Raw genomic sequence first — 26872 nt, 5'->3', positions numbered from 1 at the left:
CCCACTTCCACTATGGCCCCATATGTCGGATACATGACACGGGGAGATGACGCGCCCGGAAATGTTCGGCGCACCGGGCGAAAGCTGACCTTCAACAGGGGCCGGCTCAGTTGTCGCATCCCACGCGCCCCTTCAGGTCGGCACCGCCCGAGGCGAGCGCGATGGAGGGGGCGGCCAGTGCGCCCTTCACCGTGAAGCTGTGGCCGGTTTCGCCGAACAGGGAATTCAACGGACGCGGCACCACAAGCAGGTCGATGCGGTTGCGCGGCAGGTCGATGGTGCCACGGCCCAGCGCCTGGATGTTCTCGGTGATGACCACCAGCATGGGATTGGTGCGCGCCACGCCCTTCTCGAACACCAGCGGGACCTTGGCGCAGCGCAGCTCGCTGTCGCCGCGATAGACGGACGAGGTGAACAACCCGCCCACAATTCCCATGCCGGCAAGGTCCAGCAGGCCAGTGCCGATGCGCCCGCGCCCCACCCGCGCGGTCAAGGTGCCACCCAGCGTCGCCAGCGGGTCGTCGCCATCCGTGCGCGCGGTCAGGTCGAAGGCGAGGCGCAGCGTGCCGCTGATCTTGATGGCGGCGTCCGGCCCCATCAGCGCGGCCATCGGAAAGCCCTCACCCGCGCCCTTCAGGCGCAGGACATGGGCGCCCTCGCTCGCCAGCACGGCCGAAACGGCGCCCCCCACAAAATTGATGCGCAAGGGGTCCACCCGCAGCGCCCCCGCATTGAGCACCATGCGCGCCTGGAGGCCCTTGGCGCCAGCCCCGCTCCCTTCCAGGCGATCGGCCGAAAGGGTGATGTCCGCATCGGTGGTGGCCATGAGGTCAATCTGGCTTCCCCCGTCCGGCGGCTTGGCCCCGGCCAGCGCCACCGGCCGGCGGGCGCCCTGCGGCTGGGCGCGGGCGAGGCTCGCCAGTTCGTCCACGAAGAGCTGCGGTGCGGTGACGGTGCCGGCCACAAGAAGACGGCCGTCGGGCTTGGCGCGGCTGGTGAAGGCACCCACAATCTGCGTGCGGCCGATGTCGGTGCGCCCCTCCAGCGCCAGGACGTCCTCGGTGCCGCTGACGCTCCCCTCGAATCGCAGGGGTCCCTGAAACGCCACCTGAACGCCGAAGACGGCCGCGAAGGCGGCGTAATTGGGAATGTCGAGCCGGGTCTCCATGCGCCCCCCCAGGGCGGAATCGGACGCGGCGAGGTCATGCAACGAAAGATCGACACTTGCCCGCAGGAGGTCGCTGCCCTCGATTCGGGCCGAGAAGGCATCGAGACTGAGGCCAGATCCCGCTTCCGATAGCGCCATGCGCCCCACCAGCCGGCCGAGCCGCGCCCCATCCGCTGGCGGCAAGGCCAGCAGGCTCGCCACCGGCAGGTCCACGGATCCGGCAAGGTTCACGCCCTCGAAGCGCAGCACGTCGCGCACATCGCCCGTGAGCCGGATCACCGGATGCGCCAGCGGTCCGGCCTGGATGGAAATGCCCTTGAAGGCCACCCGCCCGGCACTGTCCCGCTCCACCGCATGCACAAAGAGGGGGCCGATTTCCCGGAAACTCTGGTCGAAGGCATTGGTCTCGATGAGCGTGTCTTCCAGCATCAGGCCGTCGGGCCCGCTGCGGAAGGCGCCGGACAGCCGGGTGACCGCGATGTCGCGCAAGGACACGGCGGACGCAGCCGAGGCGTCGAGCGTGGCCACCGCCTTCACATCCACGCCTTGAAGGGTCGGCAGGTCGCCCACGGCGCCCTGCACCTGCACCTGCTCGCCATCAGCCAGCTTCAAGGTGAGCCGCAGGTCGCGGACCGCCAGCCTGTCCGGTTCCGCATCCAGGCGGGCGCGCAGCGTGCCGGTGCCCTCCACTGACGGGGCAAGGCCCGCAAGCACCAGCACCTGCGCCAGGCTGCCCGCATCGGCGGCCAATTCCATGGCAAGGCCATGGTCGAACCGGGCGGTGGGCGCGCGCACATCGAGCCGGCAGGAAAAGGGGTCGCCTGCTCCGGGAACGGAAAAAAGGATCTGGGCGCCATAGGGCCGCAAGCCCTCATCGGGCTGGGCCTCCAAGTCAAAGGAAAAGGCCAAGCGGACCGGCGTCCCGTTCAGGGCGGCATCGGCGACCAGCGCCGTGCGCGTGCCCTCAAGGCGGCTGCTGAGGTCCTCGACCTTCAGTTCGAACGTCCAGCCCTTGGCATCGAACAGGCGAATGAGCGTGTGGCGGATCTCAAGATGCGGCAGCAAGGAGAGCACATGGATGGGCGATTCCAGAAGCGAGCCGGAGGTGGCATCCTCCCCGCCATCCATGGGCACATCGAGCCGCGCCTCATCCACCGCCAGACGATAGAAGAGCCGGCCGGCGAACAGGTCGCCATAGTCGGGCAAGCCCACCACCACCTGGGCCACGCGGGCGGCGGCGCCATCGGACCCCCGGGATTCGACGCCCGAGACGGAGAGGACGGGGCGTGGCCAAATCTCCAGGGTGACCGCCCCGCTGACGGTCACCGGCTCGCCCCAAAGCCTGGTCAAAGCCCGCTCGGTCACGGCGCGGCGCAGCCCATCGGCCTGCGGCAGGAGGGCGGCGGCCACAAGACCGAGGAACAGCAGGACGGCAGCGAGGCAGAGCCCCACGACGCCGCCAATGACCCAGCGCATCCGCACCCGTGCCATGCCTCCCCCTTCTCATCCCGGGCCGGACACGGCGCCGCCACCGGCCGAGCGCCCGACCGAAGGCGACGCCGCATCCCGCACCGCGCACCGCCCCCGCTGCGCGCCGCCCCACTGCGGACCGGCCAGAGCATTTCCGAGCAGGACGGAAATGCGTCAGAGCAATGAGATTGAGCGCTTCCGTGGAGCCATGACCCATGGAAGCGCAGGGGTTACGGACCGGCCGGTTCCGTACGCCTCAGTGGTTCGGCGGAAACGCCTTTGCGGTGGTGCCAAACGGCTTCAGGCTGGCCGAGACATCCCCGCTCAGCCCCGGCTCGGTGGGCGTGACGGCGAGAATGTCCTTCCCGTCCAGCTTCAGCTTGGAAAAGTCGACCCAGAGCACGTTGGGGCTGTTCACCGGCATCACATAATAGACTTTGTGGGTGTGGTCGGAGACGGAAGCCCAGCGGGTCGGCCAGGTATCCATGGACTCGCCTCCAGACGTATCGTGCGCCCCGAACGGCACGGCCACATTGCGGACCACCCCGGCCAGATGGCCGATGGCCTCGGTCGTGTCGGCGGGCGGCGGCAGCGTCTTCAGATAGGACGAGGCGCGCACGAAGCGGCTCATGGGATCGATGTCGCCGGGCATGGACAGCTCGCCGCCGAACAGCTTGTAGCGCTTCAGGTTGGCCATCTGCTCGTCCAGCGGCGGCTCATTGGTCATCACGGTGACGTCCTTGCCGTGATGGACCACCACCTTTCCGCCCACGAACTCGATGACGGCGCTGTCGCCGGTGGCATCCTCGATGGACAGGTGCAGCGGCCATTCGCGCCCATGCACCTTCACCGAGACGATCCGCAACTTCTCGAGCGCCGCCAGCGCATCCGAGACGGTGGCGAAGTTGTCGAGCACATACTGACCCCAGAGCGCATTCGAAAGGCCCGGGCGTGCATCGTCCGGCTCGTGCTCACTGCCGTGCAGATAAAGGAGATGGACGCTGACTCCTGCCTCGTTCATGCCGTCGCTGGTGGCGGCATCGAGCGCGGTCATGACCGTGCTGGCATATTTGGACGTCCACTCGACCGCATTGCGCTCGGACACACCCCGCCGAGCGATGCCGCGGGGCAGAAAGACGAGGCGCGGCTGGTCATCGATATAAAGATCCATGGTGCGTGCGGCCACCACGGCCTTGTCATTGGTGTTCCAGAGGATGAGGCTGCAAGCGGAGGCGATGGGCCCGCCGGCCAGAATGGCCGAGACGGCTGCGGCGAGGCCGAGGCCGGTCATGTAAGTCCTCTTGCGCATAATGCTGTCCCTCGTGATCCGTGGGGGATGCGCATCGGCCCGGCCCACCTTCGTGCGGATGGCTCGGCCACAACCCTACGCTGAAATGCGCTTGGGGGTAACGCGAAGCTTAGCCGCAGGCGTCCGCCCTGCCCACACAGGATGGCCACGCACACGAAGGACACAGGCATGCCGGTTCAACCGGCGCCCCAACCCATGCCCAAGCTAACGCTCGCCTCGCACGCTCTCCAGGCGCGCGGCTTATGGGCTTTCGCCAAAGACCTATGGGGATCGGCGGGGCTTCGATGGCGCGGGGATCCGGGACGTCGGTGCGTGTCCACACGACCGCCCGCGCAGCCGGGGGAAACATCCCCCGTTGCCGGCGCGCGCGCATGTCTCCGCACAGCCTGACATCTCCCAGTGAGGGATGGCGGCGATTATGCCCGGTCTGGGAAGAAGAGATAAACGGCTACGGCGTGCCCGGAGGCACTCGTCTTCACCGTCTTAAACCACCGAAATCTTTGGGGATTTTTGGTGGGCGCACTAGGGCTCGAACCTAGGACCCGCTGATTAAGAGTCAGCTGCTCTACCAACTGAGCTATGCGCCCGCCGACTGGCCGTGACCGCGTCGGGAGCCGTCGTGTAGCAAACACCCCCCATGGTGTCCAGCGCTCCGCCATAAAAAAATGCGGCCCCTTGTGGGGGGCCGCATGGCGCTGTGGAAAACTTGAAGCCCCTGCCCCGCGAGAAGGACGCGCGGGACAGGCGAGCCGTCCAAAAGGAGACTCACTCCTTGAAGGCTTCCTCGCGGGTCTTGCTGACCGAGGGCAGCAGCACCACCACGAGGGCCGCCACCGCGGCGATCAGGAGCACCGCCGAGATGGGCCGGGTGAGGAAGACCATGGGATCGCCACGGGAGATCAGCATGGCGCGGCGCAGATATTCCTCCAGCATCGGCCCGATGACGAAGCCGAGCAGCAGCGGCGCCGGCTCGCATTCCAGCTTGACCAGCACGTAGCCGAGCACGCCGAACATGGCCATGGTGTACACGTCGAACGTGTTGTTGTTCACCGAGTACACGCCGATGCAGCAGAAGGCCATGATCGCCGGGAACAGGATGTGGTAGGGCACCGTCAGCAGGCGCACCCAGATCCCGATCAGGGGCAGGTTCAGCAGGATCAGCATGAAATTGCCGATCCACATGGACGCGATAACGCCCCAGAAGAGGTCAGGCTTGTCGGTCACCACGTTCGGGCCGGGCGTGATTCCCTGGATGATGAGGGCGCCGATCATGAGCGCCATCACCGGGTTGGAGGGAATGCCCAGCGTCAGCATGGGGATGAACGAGGTCTGCGCGCCGGCATTGTTGGCCGATTCCGGCCCCGCCACGCCCTCGATCGCGCCCTTGCCGAACATGCGCGAGTTCTTGGACAGCTTCTTCTCGATGGAATAGGAGGCGAAGGAGGACAGCATGGCGCCACCGCCCGGCAGGATGCCGAGCACGGAGCCAAGCGCTGTGCCGCGCAGGACCGGAGGGATGATCTGCTTGAACTCGCTCCAGGTCAGCATCAGGCCTTTGACCTTGGCGGCGACCAGGCTGCGCTGATGCTCATCCTCAAGGTTGCGGATGATTTCGCCGATGCCGAACATGCCCATGGCCAGCGCCACGAAGTCGAAGCCGTCAGCGAGATCGGGAACATCGAAGGTGAAGCGCGGCGTGCCGGTATAGATGTCCTGGCCGGAGAGGCCGAGCAGCAGGCCCAGCACGATCATGGCCAAGGCCTTGACGATGGAGCCGGAGGCGAGCGTCACCGAGGCGACGAGGCCGAGCACCATCAGGGAGAAGTATTCGGGCGGACCGAACTTCAAGGCGAGATCCGCCAGCGGCGGGGCGAACAGGGCCAGGAGCAAGGTGGCCACCGAGCCCGCGAAGAAGGAGCCCAGAGCCGCGGTGGCAAGCGCCGCTCCGGCACGGCCCTGGCGGGCCATCTGGTAGCCGTCCAGCGCTGTCACCACCGATGAGGATTCACCGGGCAGGTTGATCAGGATGGCGGTGGTCGATCCGCCATATTGCGCGCCATAATAGATGCCGGCGAGCATGATCAGCGCCGAGACCGGCGGCAGGCCGAAGGTGATGGGCAGCAGCATGGCGATGGTGGCCAGCGGGCCAAGGCCCGGCAGCACGCCGATCAGCGTGCCCAGCAGAACGCCGATGAAGCAGTAAAGCAGGTTCTGGAACGAGAGCGCGACCGAGAAGCCGAGCTCGAGGTTTTGAAAGAGTTCCACGGGCGCCCTCCTCAGTATCCGCCGAGCCAGGGCCCGAGCAATTGCAGCGGCAGGCCAAGGCCCACGATGAAGACGCCCCAGCAGAACACGGTCATCACGGCGGTGATGATGAGGGCAGTCACGATATGGAACTTCTGGCTCGCCGTGGCGCACAGGAAGACGGTGATGGCCAGCGTGGGCAGGAAGCCCAGCGGACGCATGGCGAAGCCGAAGAAGAGGGTGGAGACAGTCAGGATAATGAGGCCGCGCCAGGCGACGTTGGACGGCGCCTCACCCTTGAACCGCAAGCCATTCACCAGGACGATGAGGCCCAGCATGCCCATCAGGCCAGAAAGGACGAGGGGGAAATAGCCCGGCCCCATGCGGACCGAGGTTCCCATGGGCAGATCGCCAGTCTGCCAAGCAAAAATGCCGGCAAATGCTAGAAATAGCAAACCTGCCAGCACGTCCTTAGGACTGCGGATAAAACTCATCAATGCTCCTCCCGCCGTGTAGATAGCTCTTCGTGGCCGTGGTCGCGAAACGCTGCGGCATTCGCAGCGGCACATGCACCTTGGCGCACGAAAATAGTGTCTATGCTCCGAAAGTCGAATGAAACTTCCGGAGAGACAGCCAATAATGACGTGCCCAAAGGGATGCCGTTACGGAATAAAACTAGGCCAGGGCGACGAAAACGCGAAACCGGATCCCGCTACACGCAAGACATGTCGGCGCGCGACAAAGCCGGCGCATCCGAGACACGGATGCGCCGGCTGGCGACTTCAGTCGGCATAGACGCCGGCGGCGTCAATAACGGGCTTCCACTTGGCCACTTCCGCCGCCAGGAACTCCTTATGGAAGGCGGGGCTGCGGCGATCCTTGGGCTCCGGCTCGGTGCCGAGGTCAGCGAATCGGGCAATCACCTTGGGATCGTCGAGCGCGACGTTGAGCGCCGCGTTCAGCTTGTCCACCACCTCCTTGGGGGTGCCCTTGGGGGCATAGAGGCCGTGCCAGATGGCCACTTCGAAGTCCTTGAGGCCGCTCTCCTGAAGGGTCGGCAGGTCCGGCATCGACTTCACGCGGTCCTTGGTGGTGACGGCATAGGCCTTCACCTTGCCGGCCTTGATCTGGCCGGTGGTGTTGGTGGTCTGGTCGCACATCACGTCGATCTGGCCGCCAATGAGGTCGTTCATGGCGGGACCCGTGCCCTGGTAGGGAACGGTGGTCATCTGGGCGCCCACCTTGGACATGAACAGCATGCCGCACAGATGGGAGGCGGAGCCAACGCCGGCATTGCCGTAGGTGACCTTCTCCTTGTTCTTGCGCACGAAGTCGATCAGCTCGACGACGGTCTTCGGCTCAAGATTGGGCTTGCCGATCACCGTCATGGGAACGGCGGTGATGAGGCCGGCATCCTCGAAGTCGGTCAGCACGTTGAAGGGCAGCTTGCGATAGAGGCTCGGGGCCGTCGCCATGCCGATATGGTGGATGAGGAGCGTGTAGCCATCGGGGGCCGCCTTGGCCACCTGGCCGGCACCACGGGTGCCGCCGGCGCCGCCCACATTCTCCACGATCACCTGCTGGCCGAGGGATTTCGACATGGACTCGGCCACGAGGCGCGCCACCGTGTCGGTCGGGCCGCCGGCAGCGAAGGGGACAACCACCGTCACGGCGCGGTTGGGATAGGTGTCCGCCTTGGCGCCAGCCACCGAAAGGCCGAACACCGTGGCGACAGCCAGTGCTGCGAGCTTCAGCTTCATCGTGAACCTCCTTGAACCCTCTGCGAGGCCATTCTGCGTTTATCGACCCGCTACAGCCTCCCTTGAAGAATGTCGCCCTCCCCTTCGTCAAGTGAAATGCGCATCCCTACGGCATAACGCAGGTGTATGAGGGGGCTATGTTGCGCTGCAGCATGAATATTGCCGGCAGAGCGCTCGCATATGACGCCCTTTTCTTAGGCAATATGACGAGATAGCAAGGCAACCATACTTTCATCACAAACTATCTCTGAAACTCCTCATTGCATTGCGGAATACTCGCTGCCACCGCGCGCAGAACACAGAAATGCCAAAAGAAAAGGCCGGGCCAAAGCCCGACCTTTCGCTTCATTCTGGATGCGGCGCGGAAGATGACCGGACGGCGCCGCAGATCTGCTCGCAAGGCTGCCGCAGCCCTAATCTCGGCCTGCGGCGGTTCCTTTTCAGCCTGCGGCGGCTTGCCTCTCAGCCTGCGGCGGCTTGCGGGTTCACCGAATGCCGCTTCACCATCAGCTTGTTGAGCGCGGTGATATAGGCCTGGGCGGACGCCACCAAGGTGTCGGGATCGGCGGCCTTGGCGGTCACCACCTTGCCCTCCTCCTCCAGGCGCACGGACACCTCGGCCTGGGCATCGGTACCCTCGGTCACGGCGTGCACCTGGTAGAGCTCCAGCTTGGCGGTGTGGGGGAACAGGGCCTTGATGCAGTTGAAGGTGGCATCCACCGGCCCGTTGCCCTCGGCCTCCTCGGTCTGGACGCGCCCGTCCACTTCCACCTTCATGGTGGCCCGCTGCGGGCCCCGCGTGCCGGCGATGACGGACAGGGAGATCAGCTTGATGCGGTCATGGGCGGCGGCGATGCCCTGGTCCACCAGCGCCTCGATGTCCTCGTCATAAATGACCTTCTTGCGGTCGGCGAGGTCCTTGAAGCGGGTGAAGGCATCGTTCAGGGCGTTCTCGCCCAGGTCGTAGCCCAGCGTCTTCAGCTTGTCGCGGAAGGCGGCGCGGCCCGAATGCTTGCCCATGACCAGCGAGGTCTTGGAGACGCCCACGCTGTCGGGCGTCATGATCTCATAGGTCTGGGTGTGCTTGAGCATGCCGTCCTGGTGGATGCCGCTCTCATGGGCGAAGGCATTCCGGCCCACGATGGCCTTGTTGTACTGCACCGGGAACGAGGTCACGGCGGACACCAGGCGGGACGCGCGGGTCAGCATGGTGGCCTCGATGCCGGTGGCATAAGGCAGCACGTCGGACCGCACATTGATGGCCATCACGATTTCTTCCAGCGCCGCATTGCCCGCGCGCTCGCCGATGCCGTTGATGGTGCATTCCACCTGCCGCGCACCGCCGGCGAGGCCGGCCAGGGAATTGGCCACCGCCATGCCCAGGTCGTCGTGGCAATGGACCGAGAAGACCGCCTTGTCGGAGTTCGGCACCCGCTCGCGCACGGTGCGGAACAGGGCCTGATACTCGGCCGGGGTGGTGTAGCCCACGGTGTCGGGAATGTTGATGGTGGAGGCGCCCGCCTTGATGGCGGCTTCCACGCAGCGGCACAGGAAATCGATCTCGGTGCGGGTGCCGTCCTCGGACGACCATTCCACGTCTTCCACATGGTTGCGGGCGCGCGTCACCGAGGCGACGATCATCTCCAGCACTTCATGGGGCTGCTTCTGCAGCTTGTACTTCATATGCACCGGCGAGGTGGACAGGAAGGTATGGATGCGCCCGCGCTTGGCGTGCTTCACAGCCTCGGCGCAGCGGTCGATGTCGTTCAGCGCGGCGCGGGAGAGACCCGCAATCACCGCGCGCTTGGAACGGCGGGCAATCTCGGCCACCGATTCGAAGTCACCCACGGAGGCGATGGGGAAACCGGCCTCGATCACGTCGACGCCCATGTCGTCCAGCAACTCGGCGACCTGCAGCTTCTCCTCGAAGGTCATGGAGGCGCCGGGGCATTGTTCGCCGTCGCGCAGGGTGGTGTCGAAAATGATGACGCGGTCGCGCTCGGATACGGGAGCGGCGGTGTTTTCGGTGGTCATGGCGGCGTCCTTCCGGGAAATTCTGGCCCGCTTTTCATCTGCGCGGGCGATGGCGCTTTGGTCGGCTTCTCGGTCCCCTGAGTGCCCAGGCGTGTTCGCCCGGCCGGCGCTCAGGGGCGGCTAAGGAGAAGAAGGAGCGCGCGCAGAGAAAGAGCGTTGCCCGCCACCACCTGGGTGCGGGAGGCGTCACCAGCAATGTTCGTCGAGATGGACGACACGGGACTGCGGCTCGCTCGGTTTCAACTGCTCTTGCTCGCTCATTAGCCGAATTGGCGATCCGGCACAAGCACAAGGGCGCAACTTGCCCGCCGGCGGCAAGCCTCAGGCGCGCTCGGCAAATCGCCAGGCGAGATAGTCAGCGGCAAAGGACATGACTTCCGGCCCGAGATCGTCCGGCCCTGCCGCCAGATACAGGCGCGCCAGCTCCGGCTTTTTCTGGGTGGCCGTTACGGCGGAAATGCGCTCCGCCAGAGCGGCGCCGGTCTGCGGGAAGACCATGCGGCGCATCAGGCACATATAGGGGCCGTCCAGCACCACGTCCCAAGTGCCGGATTGCCGGACGCCGTCCTCGGACAGCCCGGCCTCCTCCTCCATTTCCCGCAGCACCGAGCCATAGAGATCCACGGCGCCGTCCGGCGTGATGTCGGAGAGGTCCGGCGTGCCGCCGGGAAAGAAGACGCGGCCGGCATTCACGGTGTGAGCGCCCATCTCGGCCATGACGAACACGCCGTCTGCGCCTTCCAGCGCCGGCAGGGCGAAGATGTTCCAGGCGCCCAGATCCGGCCAGTCCTGATCGCGCCACCAGGTGAAGGAGGCATAGTCCACCTCGATGCAGGTGCCCGTGAGCACGCCGTCTTCGAGGGTAAAGCGCCGAAGCACCAGGACCCGGCCGTTCCACAGATAGGGATTGGCCGCGACCCGGGCGGCGAAATTGGCGTCGATCTCCGCCCGGTGCGCCTCCGCCTCGTGCCAGACGGCGCCCTGCTCGACGCGAACGTCGAGCCGGTCCACCTGGACGATTTCAGCGGGGGTGCGGCCGGGCGGCACGATCATGGGGCGAGGTCTCCGTCAGGCTGCGTCGAGGGTGGGATAATCCACATAGCCTTCCGCGCCGCCGCCATAGAGCGTCTCGCGCTTCAGCTCGTTGAGCGGCGCGCCCCGGCGCAGGCGCTCCACCAGGTCCGGATTGGAGATGAAGGGCCGCCCGAAAGCCACCAGATCCGCCTTGCCGGAGGCGATCACGTCCCGCGCCATTCCAAGGTCGTAGCCATTGTTCACCATCCAGGTGCCGGAATAGCGCTTGTGCAGTTCCTCGAACGAGAAGCCCGGATTGACGTCGCGCGGGCCCCCGGTGGCGCCCTCGATCACATGCACATAGACCAGCTTGCGGGCCTCGATCTCTTCCAGCAGCCGGTTGAAGAGCGGCTGGGGATCGGAATCGGTGAGGTCATTGGCCGGCGTCACGGGGGAGAGGCGGATGCCGGTGCGGCTGGCGCCGATCTCGCCGGCCACCGCGTCGATGATCTCCAGCGGGAAGCGCAGGCGATTCTCGATGGAGCCGCCATAGGCGTCGGTGCGGGTGTTGGCCCCGTCGCGCAGGAACTGGTCGATGAGATAGCCGTTGGCGCCGTGGATCTCCACACCGTCAAAGCCCGCGGCGATCGCATTGGCGGCAGCGCGGCGGAAGTCGTCGGCAATCCCCGGCAGTTCGGAGGCCGCCAGCGCGCGGGGCGCGGAGGTGGCGGCAAAGCCGTTATTCACATAGGTCTTGGTGTTGGCGATAAGGTCGGAGGGACCCACCGGAGCAGCGCCGCCCTCCTGAAGGTCCACATGGGACACCCGGCCCACATGCCAGAGCTGGATGAAGATGCGCCCGCCCTCGGCATGGACGGCGTCGGTCACCTTGCGCCAGGCCGCCACCTGCTCGGGCGAATAAATGCCGGGCGTGTCCTGGTAGCCCTGGCCCTGGCGGGAGACCTGCGAGCCTTCCGAGATGAGAAGGCCGGCGGTGGCGCGCTGGGCATAATAGCGGGCGGTCAAATCGGTGGGGACAAGGCCCGCCCCCGCGCGGTTGCGGGTGAGCGGGGCCATGACGATGCGGTTGGACAGGGAAATCTCGCCGAGGCGATAGGGGTCGAAGAGAGACGGCGTGGAAGCGCTCATCGGTTCAGCCTTTCCGGTGCTGCGCGCTCGAACGGCGCGCGCGTGGATGGTGCGATGCACAACACATAGGAAGGCTCCCTTCCTATCCAAGGGACCCCATGGCCAATGCCAGGATCACGGTTCCGCGTGCGACTTTCCTGCCACGGATTCCACGGATCACAGGTGCAGAACCCCTTCGGCAATCACCACGGCACTGCCGCCGATGGTGGCCTCCACCACATCCCCGCCCTTCACGGTGAAGCCCAGATTGATGCGGCTGGGGCGCCCCATCTCGAAGCCTTGGTCGATGCGCACCTTGTGATGGCCATCCACCCGCGCCTCCGCATCCATCAGCACGGCGGTGAAGGCGGCGGCCGCCGCGCCGGTGGCCGGATCCTCTTCGATGCCGAGGCCGGGGGAGAACATGCGGGTGCGGAAGTCGGCATCACCTTCTTCGTCCGGCGTGTAGAGATAGAGCGCCTCGCCATAGGAGCCGAGCGAGCGGATGAAGGCGGCTTCGTCGGGCCGGGCGCGGGCGAGCGCGGTCAAGTTCGCCACCGGCACGAACAGGAACGGCACGCCCGCCGAGGCCACCACCGGGCGATGGGCGTCAAAGCCGATGTCGGACACGGCCAGATTCAGCGCATCCGCGCACGCTTTGCGGGAAATGTCCGCCTCTTCCAGCGTCGCCTTGCGCGGCACCACGAAGGTGGCCGCGCCCCGGCGCGAGCCAGGTCCCTCCGTGGTCACCTCGCAGCGCACCGGGCCAATCTGCTCCTCGATCTGGAACTGCCCCTTGGCGAGCTTATTTTCCAGCGCCAGCAGCACCGCCGATCCAACGGTGGGATGCCCGGCGAAGGGCAGCTCATGGGCGGTGGTGAAGATGCGGATGCGCGCCTGCCGGGACGGGTCGCGCGGCGGGAACACGAACACGGTCTCCGAGAGGTTGAACTCCCGCGTGATGTGCTGCATGGCCGCATCGTCCAGGCCCGCCGCATCCAGCACCACCGCCAGCGGATTGCCGCCGAGAGGGCGCGAGGTGAAGACATCGAGCGTCACATAGCGGCGGGGCATGGCGTCTTTGGCCTTGTTCTGGAAGGTCTCTGTCGTCTCCGCCCCGGCAGGCCGGAAACGGTTCGACACAGTTTGGCCTTAAATGCACGTCGGCGTGAAGACATGAGTTGGTTTAACGAACTCGTCCTGCGCCCCCACCAGCAGCAATTCGCGGGACTGGGCCTGCGCCGTGCGCTTCAGCAGGCCGAAAATGGAGGAGCCCGCCGCCTCCAGCGCGGCGGCGGTTGAGCCGGTGCGCTTCAGGTGGAAGAAGAAGAGGGCCGCGATGGCATCCCCTGCCCCGTTCAGCGACACGTCGAGCTTCGGCGTCCGCACCAGGAAGCGCCCGTCCGGGCCGCTGGCCATGAGGTCGATGGCGTCGGATGGCGTCGCGTCCACGTGGAGCGAGGTCACGAGGATGACCTTGGGACCTGAGGCATGCAGCAGGTCGCAGGCGGCGCGGGCATCGTCGAGGGTCGCCACATGGTGGCCCGAGAGCAGTTCCAGCTCGAACTGGTTGGGGGTGATGACATCGGCGGCGGGCACCGCCTGGTGGCGCATGAATTCGGGAATGCCCGGCCGCACGAAGATGCCGCGCCCCACATCGCCGATCACCGGATCGCAGCAATAATCCGCCTTGGGATTGGCCGCGCGCACCTGCGCCACCGCATCCAGGATGGCGGCGCCGATATCGGCCGAGCCCATATAGCCCGAGAGCACCCCGTCGCAGGCGGACAGGCGCCCGCGCTCGGCGATGCCGGTCACCAGCTCGCCGATCACGCCAGCCTCGAACACCTGGCCGCGCCAGGCGCCATAGCCGGTGTGGTTGGAGAACTGGACGGTGTGGATGGGCCACACCTCCACGCCCAGGCGCTGCAGCGGAAAGACGGCGGAGGCATTGCCCACATGGCCGTAGGCGACATGGGACTGGATGGACAGGAGGTTCATGGCGGTCTTCAGGACAGACCCGCGAGGCGGGCAGGAGGATAATCCGCAGCTACTCCGCACCCGCGCCAAGCACAAATGGATTTTGCTGATGGCGAATGCGCGGATTGCTGATGGATCGCCTCAGCCGATCTCGTCCTCGGCAAAGGCGCGGCGGGCGAGGCGCGCCACCAGCGCGCGCGGCGCGAAACGCACGGCAAACGTCATCAGGCGGTTGGCCAGCCCCACCACCGCCACTGGACGGCCCGAAAGCATGGCCGCATAGCCGGCTTCCGCCACCATCTTGGCCGAGGCGACGGGCCCCTTGAATACCCGCGTGCGCCCCATGCCCGCCCGCTCCACAAAGGCGGTGTCGGTGGGGCCGGGGCAGAGCGCGGTGACCCGGATGCGGGTGTCGCGCAACTCCTCGGCCAGGGCCTCCGACAGGCTCAGCACATAGGCCTTGGTGGCGGAATAGACGGCGGCGAACGGGCCTGGCGCAAACGCCGCCGTGGAGGCCACGTTCACGATGCGCCCCTGCCCGCGCGCCACCATGCCGGGCAGCACCGCCTTGGTGATGAGGGTGAGCGCGGTGACATTGGCGGCGATCATGTCCGCCTCCAGCGCGCCGTCGATCTCGTCGAACGGGCCATAGGCGCCAAAGCCTGCATTGTTAACGAGCACGTCCAGCTCAAGGGCCGCCAGGCGCCCGCACAGATCCTCCACCGCCTCGCGGTCGGAAAGGTCCACTGCCATCAACTCGATGCCGCCCGGCACCGGCGCGATGGCCCGTGCGGCGGCGGCGAGCCGGCGATTGTCCCGGGCCAGCAGGATGAGGCGGAAGCCGTCGCGGGCCAGCAGGCGGGCAAATTCCAGCCCGATGCCGCTGCTGGCGCCCGTGACCAAAGCGAGCGGCGGCTCGCTGCCGGGGCTGCCGGGCACGGCATGGGAAAGGGTCTGCATGTTCGGCCAGGCGGGCATTCTTTTGTCCCCGTTACGGCCCCCGCCGCGTGGATGGCCAGAAACATCGGCCCGCCGCGCCACTCCCGCAAGGCCCTTGCCTTGTGCGGCGCACCTCCCGCTACGCCAGGGCGGACAATGGGGCGGCGGTGGCGGCAGTCAGCTCCGTCGGCAGGGCGCACAGGAGGTCCCGCGACACCCCGGAATGGGCGAGATAGACCATGAGCGCCAGCCAGGCATCCTCCAACGCCCCATGATGTGCGCCGGCGCGCGTCAGGCCGAGATCGGCGCAGGCCACATCCAGCTTCGCGCCGGACAGCTGAAGGGTGCAAAGCCAGGGCGGCAGACGCCCCAGACGGCCGGAAAGAGCCAGTTCCTGCGTCAGGAAGCGCCGGTCGAAGGGGGCATTGTGGGCGAGGAGGAGGCTGGCGGGAGAGAGGAACGCGCAGATCTCGTCGGCGAGGTCGGCAAACGGCGGCTGCGCGGCCAGGAACGCATCCTTAATCCCGTGCACCTTCAGCGCCGCCCAGTGGCTGCGCCGACCTGGATTGCAGAATGCGTGGTGCACCTCGACGACCAGGTTCCCGTCCGCAAGGCCCGCCGTCTCCAGGCGGACCATGCCGATGGAGACGATGCGGTCCGCCCCGCTGACGCCGGTGGTCTCCACGTCGAGGGCCACCACCACGGGCGGCAAAGAGGCCGGCGGGCGCATCAGGCCGTCACCCGCCGCAAGGTGGAGAGGATCTCGCCATAGGCTGCCACTTCCTCCGGCCGCGCGTGGCCGTCCGCCTTCGCCATGCGGGTGAGGCGCGCCGGCAAGTCCTTGGGAAAATCGGCGCCGGCCAGGGTGCGCAGCGCGCGGGTCAAGAGGTTGCCGGTGGGCAGCAAGGCGGTCATCTCCTGGAGCAGGTGGGCGTCGGCCGCGCTTGCCGGCAGGGCAAGATGGGTCCGGGCGTCCTCGATCAGGTCGGCGATCACGGCGATCTCCTCGCCGGCCAGATCATGGTCGGCCCGCGCCATATACATCAGCGCGATGGCCGCCGGACGCACAAGCGCCCGCAGCGCGTCGCGCTGGACCGTGTCGAGGCGCACCGGAGACAGAGGCTGCCGCCGGGCGTGCACGGCCTGCGGTGCAGGGTCCGCCTCGACCAGTGCAAGCTTGCCGAAGAAGCCGGGAATGTCGTCAATGATCTCGCCGGTGCGGCCATGGACGAGCATGCGCATCCGGTCGACGCGGAAGGAGCGTGTGGTCTTGCGCAGCAGGCACACCGCCCCCACCCGCAGCACGCCGTCGGCCCGCTCCACCTTGCGCACGATGATTTCGCGCCGGCTCGGCGCGCCGTCGGCCGCCTCATAGTCCAGCAGGAAGTTGGTGCCGAGGATCTGGTCGTCGGGCACATCCGCCGTCTCGGCGTCCACCGCGTCGCGCGGGGGAATATGCAGGCTCTGGCGCAGCTGAGCGGTGCGCACCACCACGGCCATGAGCCCCCTCCCCCGGTCATGATCGAGACACCCCAGGATGGTACAGCTTGCGCTCCACACGCGCCAGAGGCCAAGCCCGCGCCGGCAGGAGCGGTGGACAGCGAGGAAGAGGCGGGCGCGCATGGGTGATCCCCGCAATCGGCGGTTCCGCTCCCGGTGGCGCGGTGCATAGTGCCGCCGGTCTCACCCGGCCAGGACTGGCCTGTCTTCTCCGCCCGAAAGAGCGGCCGCCCCGTGCGATCACCGCACGCTTGGTCTCACCGCGCCCCCGAAAATCCCCGCAAGAATCGCCCGATGCCTCGCTTTTCCCTCCGCCGCCTGACGTCAGCCGCGCTCCTTCTCGGCGCCCTCCTCCCGGCCTCCCCGCTCGCCGCCCAGCCGGCCTGCTTTGCTCCGGGCGCACTCGCCGCGCGGCCGGGCGAGGAGAAGGTGCAGCCCTCCCACGTGGCCGCTCAACTCAAGGAGCGCCTGTTGCCCGCGCCCCGGCAGGTGGCACCTGGGCTCAGCGGCTCGATCCGCCGGGTGGACCTGCCGCCGGGCGTGAAGCTGGTGGCCCTCACCTTCGACCTGTGCGAGGCGTCGGGGGAAATCTCCGGCTATGACGGGGTGATCGTGGATACGCTGCGGGCCGAAAAGGTGCCCGCCACCTTCTTTGCCGGCGGCAAGTGGACACTGGACCACAAGGAGCGCGCCGCCCAATTGATCGCCGACCCACTGTTCGAGGTGGGCAACCACACCTGGTCCCACGCCAACCTTGCCGTGCGCGGCGGCGATTATATGCGCCGTCAGGTGGATGACACGGACATGGCGGTGGCGGGCGCGCGGGCGGATGCGGCGGCGGCCGGATGCATGCTGGAGAAGGTGCCGGCGCGCACGGAACTCTTCCGCTTCCCCTATGGCTCGTGCAGCCCGGAATCCATGGCCTATGTGAACGAGACCGGGCACCTGGCCATCCAGTGGGACGTGGATTCCGGCGATCCGGCTTTTCTCGGCGCCAAGTTCATGGCGGACGCCATGCTGCGCGCCATCAAGCCCGGCTCCATCGTGCTGATGCACGCCAATGGCCGCGGCCGCCACACGGCGGAGGCGGTGCGGATGCTCATTCCCGCGCTGAAGGCGAAGGGCTATCGCTTCGTCACCGTCTCCGACCTCCTGAAGGCCGGGACGCCGGTGGTGGCGTCCACCTGCTATTCGGAACGGCCTGGCGACACGCGGGTCTATGACGAGGCGGCGCGGGCGGGCCGGCGGGTGCTGCCGGCCCCGTAAACCCCGTCCTCAGTACATAACTTCCTTGTAGCGCTTGAGCATCTCTTCCTGGCTCTCGGCCTTGTAGGCGCCGGACGTGTGGTCCTCCAGCATCTGCCCCATGGTGGGCAGGACGGAGCGTTCCACCTGGCGCTCGGCATTCCACAATTCCGAGCGCATGAGCGCCTTTGCGCAATGCAGATAGGCCTCGTGAACGGTGATGCGAATCACGGACAGCGGCAGCTTGCCCTGCACCACGAAGCGGGCCTTGAGGTCCTCGTCCGTATGGATCTGCGCGGTGCCATTCACCCGCAGCGTCTCGTCGACGCCGGGGATGAGGAACAAGAGGCCGACTCCGGGACGGGCGATGATGTTCTCCAGGCTGTCGAGGCGGTTGTTGCCGGGGCGGTCGGGCAGAAGGAGGGTGTGGTCATCCTCCACCGCCACGAAGCCGGGGCCATCGCCGCGCGGGGAGACGTCGGACGTGCCGTCGGGACCGCCGGTGGCCAGCAGCAAGAACGGGCTCAGGCCGATGAAGCGCCGGCAGTGGCCGTCGAGCTGGGGAATCGCCTTGGCCACCGAGCGGGGATTGGCGGGCTTGTAGACGCTGCGCAGCTCGGCGAGGGAGGAAATGGCGGGCACGATAAACCTCAAGGCTTGACCACGAGTTGCACCCGGTCCGCCGCGAAGCTGGAGCGGCCCCATTGCAGCGGCACGCCGTTCGGCTCCACGTCGACGCGCTCCAGCACCAGGACGGAACGGCCAGCCGCAAGGCTCAGCACCTCCTGTTCCCGCTCGGTGGCGGGGCGCGCCGAAATCCGGGTCTCGCGCCGACGATAGTCCTGGATGCCGATGGTGGCGAGAGCGCGCGTGAGCGACCCGGTCGCGGCATAGACGAGGTCGAGGTCCGGACACCGAGCATGGACGAAGCAAGCACGGCCGAAGGAGATGGGCACCCCATCCGCCTCGTGCAGGCTCTCGATCACCAGGATCTCAGTTCCCTCCGCCACATTCAGCCCGCGGGCCACCTCGGCAGAGGCCGGCTCCACCGACGAGCCCATATAGCGGCCAAACGGCTCGCGGCCACCCGCCGAGACGATCTCGGAGAAGCGCGTGCGCGGGCCGATGGGATAGGCGATCGGCGGCTCACGCACAAAGGTGCCGCGCCCGGCGGTCGCCTCGATGAGGCCCTTCTCGCTCAGCACCGAAAGGGCGCGCCGCACTGTATGCCGGTTGACCCCGAAGCGCACCGCCAGGTCCGCCTCCACCGGCAGGCGCGCGCCGGGCGGAAAGGAGCCGCCGGCAATCTCCGCCTCCAGCCGCTCGGCAATCTGCTTCCAGAGCGCGACTCCGGTGCCCCGCGCCAGGGAGCTTTCATCGGCTACCGTCATTGTCCCGTGATCGAACTCTTCCATGTTCCCCCCGCTCGCTGTTTGCACCGCCATTCCGTTCTTGTGTATTTGTATAGACCAATATACAAAGAAGCACCAGATCCGGTATGAGATACCTCCGAGGCCACACGCGGCCTCGGATTATACGGCTTGAGGGCTCCATGACGGCAGACCAGGACCTCACCGAACAACGGCAGGCGGCAATGACCATTCTCGCCGGCGCCACCCAGAAAGAATTGGACGTGGCGCTGGAGCGCTTCGCGCCCCTGCCGCCGGTCAGGGATTTGCGCCCGCCGGAATCGGGCCTCGCCATGGTGCGCGGTCGAATCGGTGGCGACGGCGCCCCCTTCAATCTGGGGGAGGCCACCGTCACACGGGCGGCCGTCCGCGTCGGCAATGGCCCCACGGGCGTTGCCTATCTGCTCGGGCGCGATCCCAAGCGCGCGCGAGCGGCGGCCATTCTCGATGCCTTGTGGCAAGACGCGGCCCTTCGGCCAGCGCTGGAAGATGCCTTAAAGCCCATCCGCCTGCGCCTCGCGGCCGACGCGGCGGCGGAAGCCGAGCGCACCAAGGCCACCAAGGTGGACTTCTTCACCATGGTGCGCGGAGAGGATTGATGACCGCCCCCGCTCTTGCTTCCGGCTTTGCCGACCCCGCCCGCGATGCCCAGCGCACCTTCAAGGCGGTGATGTGGGCGCTGGCGCAGCCTGGCGCGCCACAGACCCTCGACACCGATCTGGCGCCGCCCACCCCGTTGACGCCGGGGCTTGCCGCCATCGCCCTGGCTTTGCTGGATTACGAGACCCCCGTCTGGCTCGACCCCGCCTTGCGGGAAGGCGCGGGCGTCGCGGATTTCCTGCGCTTCCACACCGGCGCACCGGTGGTTGACGACCCCGCCACCGCCCGTTTCGCGCTCATCGCTGCGGGCGCGGCGCTACCGGACTTCGCCCTTTTTGCCCAGGGCGAGCCCGATTATCCGGACCGTTCGGCGACGCTGATTGTCGGCGTGGAGGATGCGGGGCCGGACGTGCCCGGCGTGCGCCTTCGGCTCGAAGGGCCCGGCATCGACGGGGCGATCCGGCTCGGCGCCACTCCCCTTCCGGCCGATATGGCGGACCGGCTGCGCGAAAACCGCGCCGCCTTCCCCCTCGGCATCGACCTGCTGCTGGTCGCGCGTGACATCGTGGTGGGGCTGCCCCGCTCGGTGCGCGCCGGCGCGGAGGAGTAAGTCCATGTATGTGGCAGTGAAGGGCGGCGAGACCGCCATTGGCAATGCCCACGCTCTGCTCGATCGCACCCGGCGGGGCGACCCGGCCGTGCCGGAGCTGGGCATCGACCAGATCCGCGAGCAGCTCGCTTTGGCGGTGGACCGCATCATGGCGGAGGGCTCGCTCTATGACCGGGATCTCGCCGCCCTCGCCTTGAAGCAGGCCCGCGGCGACATGATCGAGGCCATCTTCCTGGTGCGCGCCTTCCGCACCACCTTGCCCCGCTTCGGCGCCACCGAGCCGGTGGATACCGGGGCCATGCGGGCGCGGCGGCGCATCTCGGCCACCTTCAAGGACCTCCCCGGCGGGCAGGTGCTCGGCCCCACCTTCGACTACACCCATCGCCTGCTGGACCCGTCCCTCGCGGTGAATGCAGCGGAAGCCGCCCCGTCGGCGCCCCGCGCGGACGAGCCGCTCGTCGCGACCGCCCAGCCGCCGGAGGCCATGCCCCGCGTCACCGATTTGCTCGGCGACGAGGGCCTCATCGAGCCCGCCCCTTACGACGATGGCAGCGAGCCGCCGGACCTCACCCGCTCGCCGCTCTCCTTCCCCGCCGAGCGGCCGCTGCGGCTCCAGAATCTGGCGCGCGGCGACGAGGGCTTCCTGCTGGCGCTCGGCTATTCCACCCAGCGCGGCTATGCCCGCACCCATCCCTTCGTGGGCGAGGTGCGCATGGGCGAGGTGGAGGTGGAGCTCCATGTGGAGGAGCTGGGCTTTGCCGTGCCGCTCGGCCGTGTCACCGTCACCGAATGCCAGATGGTGAACCAGTTCAAGGGCTCGGCCAGCGTGCCGCCCCAGTTCACCCGCGGCTATGGCCTCGTGTTCGGCCAGTCCGAGCGCAAGGCCATGTCCATGGCGCTGGTGGACCGGGCGCTGCGCTGGCAGGAGCTGGGGGAGGAAAAGACCGCCCCCGCCCAGGACACGGAATTCGTCCTCTCCCATTCCGACAATGTACAGGCCACCGGCTTCGTGGAGCACCTGAAGCTGCCCCACTACGTGGACTTCCAGGCCGAATTGGACCTGGTGCGCCGCATGCGGGCCACCGCCTTGCCGCAGGACGAGGCCCCCGCTGACGAAGCACTCCAGCTGCCGGAGGCGGCGCAATGACCACGGCCCCCACCACGACCGCGCCCGCCATCACCTATAATTTCGCCTATCTGGACGAGCAGACCAAGCGCATGATCCGGCGCGCGATCCTCAAAGCGATCGCCATTCCCGGCTATCAGGTGCCCTTCGCCAGCCGCGAAATGCCCATGCCCTATGGCTGGGGCACTGGCGGCGTGCAGGTGACGGCCGCCCTCCTCGGCACCGATGATGTGCTGAAGGTCATCGACCAGGGCTCGGACGACACCACCAATGCGGTGGCCATCCGGGGCTTCTTCAAGAAGACGGCGGGGGTGGCCACCACCACCCGCACGGAGGAGGCGAGCGTCATTCAGACCCGCCACCGCATCCCGGAAGCCCCGCTGAAGGCCGGCCAGGTGCTGGTCTATCAGGTGCCCATCCCCGAGCCGCTGCGCTTCCTGGAGCCGCGCGAGACCGAGACGCGCAAGCTGCACGGCCTTGCCGATTACGGCCTCATGCATGTGAAGCTCTATGAGGACATCGCCCGCCACGGCCATATCGCCACCACCTATGCCTATCCGGTGGCGGTCGCCGAGCGCTATGTGATGGACCCCTCGCCCATCCCCAAGTTCGACAATCCGAAGATGAATGACAGCCCCGCGCTGCAGCTCTTCGGCGCCGGGCGCGAGCAGCGCATCTATGCCATCCCGCCGCATACCCGCGTTGTCTCGCTGGATTTCGAGGACCATCCCTTCCGCGTCCAGCATTTCGCCAAGCCCTGCGCGCTGTGCGGCGCCACGGGGGTCTATCTCGACGAGGTGATCCTCGACGACAAAGGCGGGCGCATGTTCGTGTGCTCGGACACCGACCATTGCAGCACCCGTCAGGCCGAAGGCCATCGCGGCGAGATGAGCGCCCCGGCGCAGGAGGCGGCGGAATGAGCGGCTTCCGCATTCGCCCGGCGCGCGAGGATGACCTTGCGGGCGTGCTCGCCCTCTATGCCCAGCCGGCCATGGACAATGGCCGCGTCTTGTCCCTCGCGGATGCGCGCGCCGTGTTCGCCCGCTTCGCCCTTTATCCCGACTATGTGCTCTATGTGGCCGAGGATGCAGGCACATTGGTGGGCACCTTCGCCCTGCTGGTGATGGACAATATCGGCCATCAGGGCTCCCCCTCCGCGGTTGTGGAGGACGTGGTGGTGGCCGCGGAGCGCCAGGGCAGCGGCATCGGTGCCGCGATGATGCGCTTCGCCATGGCCAAGGCGGCGGAGAAGGGCTGCTACAAGCTGGCCTTGTCCTCCAACAACCGGCGGACCCAGGCGCACCACTTTTACGAAAACCTTGGCTTCCGCCGCCACGGCGTCAGCCTGCATGTGGATCTCGATCCGGCCCGCCATGCGGCGGCAGGTCGTGCGGAGGCTTTGGCATGAGCGCGGATGAACCTCTTCTCGTCGCCCGTGGCCTGACCAAATATTACGGCGCCCGCCCCGGCTGCCTGGACGTGGACCTGACCGTCCATCCCGGCGAGGTGCTGGCCATCGTGGGCGAATCCGGCTCGGGCAAGTCCACCTTGCTCTCGCTCCTGTCCACCGAGCTTGCCCCCACGTCGGGCGACGTGAGCTACCGCATGCGCGATGGCGCGCTGCGCGACCTCGCCAGCCTGTCTGAGGCCGAGCGGCGCCTCCTGCTGCGCACCGACTGGGGCTTCGTGCGCCAGCATGCGGAACAGGGCCTGCGCATGGCGGTGTCCGCCGGCGGCAATGTGGGCGAACGCCTCATGGCGGTGGGCTGGCGCAATTACGGGCAGATCCGGAATGAGGCCACCGACTGGCTGGGGCGGGTGGAGATCGATGCGAGCCGCATCGACGATGATCCCCGCGCCTTTTCCGGCGGCATGCGCCAGCGCCTCCAGATCGCCCGCAACCTCGTCACAAGGCCCCGCCTCGTCTTCATGGACGAACCCACCGGCGGTCTCGACGTGTCCGTCCAGGCCCGTCTCCTGGACCTGATCCGTTCCCTGGTGGCCGATCTCGGCGTCGCCGTGATCATCGTCACCCATGACCTGGCGGTGGCCCGGCTCCTGTCCCACCGCATCATGGTGATGCGGCGCGGGCGGGTGATCGAGCAGGGCCTGACGGACCAGGTGCTCGACGATCCGCACGAACCCTATACCCAGCTCCTCGTCGCCTCGGTGCTTGCCGCATGATGCCCGCTTCGCTCGCCGCCACCTACGGGGCCGCTGAGGCCCCTTCCGCCCCGCCCGCTCCCCATCCGGCGCAACCGCGCCTGAAGGTGGAGGGGCTGGAAAAGGCCTTCACCTTGCACCTGCGCGACGGGGCGCGGCTGCCGGTGGTGCGCAACGTGTCCTTCGAGGTGCATGGAGGCGAGTGCGTGGCGCTGGGCGGGCCCTCCGGCGCGGGCAAGAGCTCCATCCTGAAGATGATCTTCGGCAATTACCGTTCGGACGCTGGGGCCATAGAAGTGGCCGACGGCCCGCACGGCATGATTGATGTGGTCAAGGCCGACCCCCGCCGCATTCTCAAGCTGCGGCGCGAGCGCATCGGCTATGTCAGCCAGTTCCTGCGGGTCATTCCCCGCGTGCGGACGCTGGACGTGGTCAGCGAGCCGCTGCGCCAGGACGGTGTCGCCCCGGAGAAGGCGGAGGCGCGCGCCCGCGACCTGCTCGCCCGGCTCAATTTGCCCCAGCGCCTCTGGGACCTGCCGCCCGCCACCTTCTCCGGCGGCGAGCAGCAGCGGGTCAACATTGCCCGCGGCTTCATCTCGCCCCGCGACCTCCTTCTCCTTGACGAGCCCACGGCGTCGCTCGACGCCGCCAACCAGACGGTGGTGGTGGATCTCATCGGCGAGACCAAGGCGCGCGGCACGGCCCTCATCGGCATCTTCCACGACACCGCCATCCAGGCGGCGGTCTCCGACCGGGTGATCGACGTGTCCCGCTTCCGGGTCTGATCGCCCAGCCTTTCCCTTACGGGGGCGCCAGCCCGGCGCGTCCCCTTCCCCAGGGGCGACGCGTGTCCGGCGCCCCTTGACCGAACATGCCTCCAAGGAGGAAGTGCGATGCCGCTGGCGTCTTCCGAGCCCGACCTGATCCTCGCCAATGCCCGTATCGTCACCGCCGATGCGGTGGTCCAAGGCGACGTGCGCGTCCGTGACGGGCGGATCGTGGAAATCGGCACCGGCGCCGCGCCGCGCGACGCCCTCGACTGCGCCGGCGACTATGTGCTGCCAGGCCTCGTGGAACTGCACACGGACCACGTGGAAGGCCACCTTTCGCCCCGGCCCAAGGTGCGCTGGAACCCCATGGCGGCGGTGCTCGCCCATGATGCGCAGATCGCCGCTTCCGGCATCACCACCGTGTTCGATTCCCTGCGGGTGTGGCCGGACAAGAAGGCGGTGGGCATGGATGGCGATGCCCCCATCCTCGCCGAGGCGCTGAGCACCGCCCGCGCGGCGGATGCGCTGCGGGCCGACCACCAGATCCATCTGCGCTGCGAGATTCCCACTGACAGCGTGGTGGAGGATGTGCAGGCGCTGATGGAGCGCTTCGAGGTCCGCCTCATCTCGCTCATGGATCACACGCCGGGCCAGCGCCAGTTCGCGAGCATCGAGCAGTTCCGCAGCTACTACAAAAAGAAGAGCGGCATCACCGACGACGAGATGGACGTCATCGTCGCCATGCGCCTCGACTTCCACGCCCGCTTCGCCCAAGAGAATCGCACCCGCCTGGTGGCGCTTGCGCAGGCGCGTGGCGTCGTGCTGGCGAGCCATGACGACGGCACGCCGGAGCATGTGGAGGAGGCCATCGCAGATGAGGTGGCCATCGCCGAATTTCCCACCACGTTGGAAGCGGCGCGCCTGTCCCATGCCGCCGGCCTCCGCGTGCTCATGGGCGCGCCGAACATGGTGCGGGGCGGCTCGCACACCGGCAATGTCTCGGCGCAGGAACTGGCCCGCAACGGCTTGCTCGACATCCTGTCTTCGGACTATGTGCCCTCCTCCCTCCTGTGGAGCGCCTTTGACCTCACGCGCCGGGAAGAGGCCATATCGCTGCCACAGGCGGTGCGCATGGTCTCCCGCACACCGGCCGAGGCCGCCGGCCTCCTGGATCGGGGAGAGATCGCCCCCGAACGGCGGGCCGATCTCATCCGCGTGGGGCTCGCCGGCGACATGCCGGTGGTGCGCGGGGTGTGGCGCGAGGGGCGTCGGGTGGCATGAGCGATGCGCAGACACGGCTGGGGCCAGGCGCCCTGATCCTGGTGGTGGGGCCGTCGGGCGCCGGCAAGGACACGCTCATCGACATCGCCCGCACGGCGCTGGCGGCGCGGGCCGACGTGCATGTGGCCCGCCGCCTCGTCACCCGGCCGGCCGGTGCGGGGGAGGCCCATGGGACGCTGACGGAAGAGGACTTTACCCGCCTTCAGCCCCGCTTTGCCCTCTGCTGGCAGGCCCATGGCCTCAGCTACGCGCTGGGCGAGGATGTGGCGGACTGGATTTCAGCCGGCCACACCGTCATCGCCAATGGCTCGCGGGCCACCCTGCCGGTGGCACGGGCGCGCTTCGACCGGCTTTACGTGGTGCATGTGACGGCGCCGGTGGAGGTGCGCGCCCAGCGCCTGGCCGCCCGGGGCCGCGAGAGCGCCCAGGACATCGCCGAGCGCCTCACGCGCGCTCCGGCGCTGGATGTGGCGCCCGAACTGGAGATCAACAATGTGGGAACGCCGCAGGAGGGCGGCATGCAACTCGCCGGCTTCGTGCGCCGCGTGGCGGATGAAGTCGCGCCACGCCCACGATACGGCGCACCGGCGCGCGTGTAAGAACCTGCAGGCCTCAGACGTGAAGGCAATGCGTCTGATCTGGTGAAGAAGAACACCTTCGTGAAGAAGAAGACCTGCATCGCAGGCTCAAGACCACGGCCAAGGCCGTCTTCACTTCAGGCGACCCGACAATAGGGGCGGGTCCCGGTGCTTCTACGGCAGGGGAAATGGCCGGCGCGGAAGCTGACCATGGCGGGCCTTGGGCACCGCCCTTCCCTCACTGGCGATAATGCTGGATGCGCGTGGTGCGCAGGCCCGGCAATCCGTGGCGATCGATGGACGCCTGCCACGACAGGAATTCGTCCACCGTCAGCGTGTAGCGCTTGCAGGCTTCCTCAAGGCTGATGAGACCGCCGCGCACGGCAGCCACCACCTCCGCTTTGCGCCGGATAACCCAGCGTCTGGTGTCCGGTGGCGGAAGATCAGCTACGGTCAACGGACTTCCGTCCGGGCCGATCACGTATTTCACCCTCGGCCGATAGGCATCGGTCATCGCTACGCTCACCCATTACTCAACCCAACC

Annotated in this window: 26 protein-coding genes and 1 tRNA gene; 10 read left to right on the top strand and 17 right to left on the bottom strand. The window is 67.6% G+C overall.

Annotated elements, in window-relative coordinates; all coding sequences use genetic code 11:
- Positions 1-106: 106 nt before the first annotated feature.
- The 14 genes from J5J86_RS16300 to J5J86_RS16235 all read right to left on the bottom strand — a co-directional run bounded on the left by J5J86_RS16300 (position 107) and on the right by J5J86_RS16235 (position 16669).
- Positions 107-2659 (bottom strand): AsmA-like C-terminal region-containing protein, encoded by a 2553-nt coding sequence (locus J5J86_RS16300; RefSeq protein WP_209099807.1) that lies wholly within the window; start codon positions 2657-2659, stop codon positions 107-109.
- A 235-nt stretch (positions 2660-2894) separates the two neighbouring features.
- On the bottom strand, positions 2895-3947 hold the full coding sequence (locus J5J86_RS16295) for a linear amide C-N hydrolase (protein ID WP_209099805.1): 1053 nt from the start codon (positions 3945-3947) through the stop codon (positions 2895-2897).
- Between the two features lie 511 nt (positions 3948-4458).
- Positions 4459-4534 (bottom strand) — tRNA-Lys (locus J5J86_RS16290).
- Positions 4535-4712: 178 nt separating this feature from the next.
- Positions 4713-6212, bottom strand: a complete 1500-nt coding sequence (locus tag J5J86_RS16285) for a tripartite tricarboxylate transporter permease (protein ID WP_209099803.1) — start codon at positions 6210-6212, stop codon at positions 4713-4715.
- A gap of 11 nt (positions 6213-6223) precedes the next feature.
- The gene (locus J5J86_RS16280) at positions 6224-6685 is read right to left on the bottom strand and encodes a tripartite tricarboxylate transporter TctB family protein (protein ID WP_209099801.1); all 462 of its coding nucleotides are present in this window, start codon (positions 6683-6685) and stop codon (positions 6224-6226) included.
- A 288-nt stretch (positions 6686-6973) separates the two neighbouring features.
- On the bottom strand, positions 6974-7951 hold the full coding sequence (locus J5J86_RS16275) for a tripartite tricarboxylate transporter substrate-binding protein (RefSeq protein WP_209099799.1): 978 nt from the start codon (positions 7949-7951) through the stop codon (positions 6974-6976).
- Positions 7952-8413: 462 nt separating this feature from the next.
- Positions 8414-9985: a 2-isopropylmalate synthase gene (locus J5J86_RS16270; protein WP_209099797.1), complete on the bottom strand. Its 1572-nt coding sequence runs from the start codon at positions 9983-9985 to the stop codon at positions 8414-8416.
- Between the two features lie 321 nt (positions 9986-10306).
- A complete protein-coding gene (locus J5J86_RS16265) occupies positions 10307-11038 on the bottom strand; it encodes an NUDIX hydrolase (protein ID WP_209099795.1) in 732 nt (243 codons plus the stop codon).
- 15 nt (positions 11039-11053) lie between these two features.
- Positions 11054-12148, bottom strand: a complete 1095-nt coding sequence (locus J5J86_RS16260; protein ID WP_209099793.1) for an alkene reductase — start codon at positions 12146-12148, stop codon at positions 11054-11056.
- Between the two features lie 156 nt (positions 12149-12304).
- Positions 12305-13270 carry a PhzF family phenazine biosynthesis protein gene (locus J5J86_RS16255; RefSeq protein WP_446698622.1) on the bottom strand — a complete coding sequence of 322 codons (966 nt, stop codon included), beginning with the start codon at positions 13268-13270 and terminating at the stop codon, positions 12305-12307.
- Between the two features lie 9 nt (positions 13271-13279).
- Positions 13280-14128 (bottom strand): pyridoxal kinase PdxY, encoded by an 849-nt coding sequence (gene pdxY / locus J5J86_RS16250; protein WP_209099791.1) that lies wholly within the window; start codon positions 14126-14128, stop codon positions 13280-13282.
- A 120-nt stretch (positions 14129-14248) separates the two neighbouring features.
- Complete coding sequence (locus J5J86_RS16245; RefSeq protein WP_209099790.1) at positions 14249-15085, bottom strand: SDR family NAD(P)-dependent oxidoreductase; 837 nt, start codon at positions 15083-15085, stop codon at positions 14249-14251.
- A gap of 100 nt (positions 15086-15185) precedes the next feature.
- Positions 15186-15776 (bottom strand): 3'-5' exonuclease, encoded by a 591-nt coding sequence (locus J5J86_RS16240; RefSeq protein ID WP_209099788.1) that lies wholly within the window; start codon positions 15774-15776, stop codon positions 15186-15188.
- Positions 15776-16669, bottom strand: coding sequence for a tellurite resistance TerB family protein (locus tag J5J86_RS16235; protein ID WP_209099786.1), 894 nt, complete (start codon positions 16667-16669; stop codon positions 15776-15778). The genes J5J86_RS16240 and J5J86_RS16235 overlap by 1 nt, the downstream gene beginning before the upstream one ends.
- 171 nt (positions 16670-16840) lie before the next feature.
- Between J5J86_RS16235 and J5J86_RS16230 the strand changes: the two genes are divergently transcribed.
- Complete coding sequence (locus J5J86_RS16230) at positions 16841-17812, top strand: polysaccharide deacetylase family protein (protein WP_209099777.1); 972 nt, start codon at positions 16841-16843, stop codon at positions 17810-17812.
- A gap of 9 nt (positions 17813-17821) precedes the next feature.
- Here J5J86_RS16230 and J5J86_RS16225 read toward each other — a convergent pair whose 3' ends face one another.
- Together J5J86_RS16225 and phnF are read right to left on the bottom strand one after the other, a co-directional pair.
- Positions 17822-18433 (bottom strand): pyridoxamine 5'-phosphate oxidase family protein, encoded by a 612-nt coding sequence (locus J5J86_RS16225; RefSeq protein WP_209099776.1) that lies wholly within the window; start codon positions 18431-18433, stop codon positions 17822-17824.
- Between the two features lie 8 nt (positions 18434-18441).
- On the bottom strand, positions 18442-19206 hold the full coding sequence (gene phnF / locus J5J86_RS16220; RefSeq protein WP_247657643.1) for a phosphonate metabolism transcriptional regulator PhnF: 765 nt from the start codon (positions 19204-19206) through the stop codon (positions 18442-18444).
- A gap of 137 nt (positions 19207-19343) precedes the next feature.
- On the opposite strand from phnF, the gene phnG reads away from it, so the two are divergent.
- The 9 genes from phnG (at position 19344) to phnN (ending at position 26349) form a co-directional block, all read left to right on the top strand.
- Positions 19344-19799 (top strand): phosphonate C-P lyase system protein PhnG, encoded by a 456-nt coding sequence (phnG, locus tag J5J86_RS16215; protein WP_209099775.1) that lies wholly within the window; start codon positions 19344-19346, stop codon positions 19797-19799.
- Positions 19799-20410, top strand: a complete 612-nt coding sequence (gene phnH / locus J5J86_RS16210) for a phosphonate C-P lyase system protein PhnH (RefSeq protein WP_209099774.1) — start codon at positions 19799-19801, stop codon at positions 20408-20410. Before phnG ends, phnH begins: the two co-directional genes overlap by 1 nt.
- A gap of 4 nt (positions 20411-20414) precedes the next feature.
- Positions 20415-21557 (top strand): carbon-phosphorus lyase complex subunit PhnI, encoded by a 1143-nt coding sequence (locus tag J5J86_RS16205; protein WP_209099773.1) that lies wholly within the window; start codon positions 20415-20417, stop codon positions 21555-21557.
- Positions 21554-22456: an alpha-D-ribose 1-methylphosphonate 5-phosphate C-P-lyase PhnJ gene (locus J5J86_RS16200; RefSeq protein WP_209099772.1), complete on the top strand. Its 903-nt coding sequence runs from the start codon at positions 21554-21556 to the stop codon at positions 22454-22456. The genes J5J86_RS16205 and J5J86_RS16200 overlap by 4 nt, the downstream gene beginning before the upstream one ends.
- A complete protein-coding gene (locus tag J5J86_RS16195; protein ID WP_209099771.1) occupies positions 22453-22944 on the top strand; it encodes a GNAT family N-acetyltransferase in 492 nt (163 codons plus the stop codon). The genes J5J86_RS16200 and J5J86_RS16195 overlap by 4 nt, the downstream gene beginning before the upstream one ends.
- Positions 22941-23720 carry a phosphonate C-P lyase system protein PhnK gene (gene phnK / locus J5J86_RS16190; RefSeq protein ID WP_209099770.1) on the top strand — a complete coding sequence of 260 codons (780 nt, stop codon included), beginning with the start codon at positions 22941-22943 and terminating at the stop codon, positions 23718-23720. The genes J5J86_RS16195 and phnK overlap by 4 nt, the downstream gene beginning before the upstream one ends.
- Complete coding sequence (gene phnL / locus J5J86_RS16185) at positions 23717-24484, top strand: phosphonate C-P lyase system protein PhnL (protein WP_247657641.1); 768 nt, start codon at positions 23717-23719, stop codon at positions 24482-24484. The genes phnK and phnL overlap by 4 nt, the downstream gene beginning before the upstream one ends.
- A gap of 114 nt (positions 24485-24598) precedes the next feature.
- A complete protein-coding gene (locus J5J86_RS16180) occupies positions 24599-25750 on the top strand; it encodes an alpha-D-ribose 1-methylphosphonate 5-triphosphate diphosphatase (RefSeq protein WP_446698691.1) in 1152 nt (383 codons plus the stop codon).
- On the top strand, positions 25747-26349 hold the full coding sequence (gene phnN, locus J5J86_RS16175) for a phosphonate metabolism protein/1,5-bisphosphokinase (PRPP-forming) PhnN (protein WP_209099766.1): 603 nt from the start codon (positions 25747-25749) through the stop codon (positions 26347-26349). Before J5J86_RS16180 ends, phnN begins: the two co-directional genes overlap by 4 nt.
- 217 nt (positions 26350-26566) lie before the next feature.
- Here the strand turns inward: phnN and sciP are convergent, their stop codons facing one another.
- A complete protein-coding gene (sciP, locus tag J5J86_RS16170; protein ID WP_127089660.1) occupies positions 26567-26842 on the bottom strand; it encodes a CtrA inhibitor SciP in 276 nt (91 codons plus the stop codon).
- Positions 26843-26872: the final 30 nt, after the last annotated feature.

This window comes from Aquabacter sp. L1I39 (assembly GCF_017742835.1).
GTDB lineage: Bacteria > Pseudomonadota > Alphaproteobacteria > Rhizobiales > Xanthobacteraceae > L1I39.
Note: the sequence above shows the minus strand (reverse complement) of the source record. Positions and strands in the feature narration are given on the sequence as shown.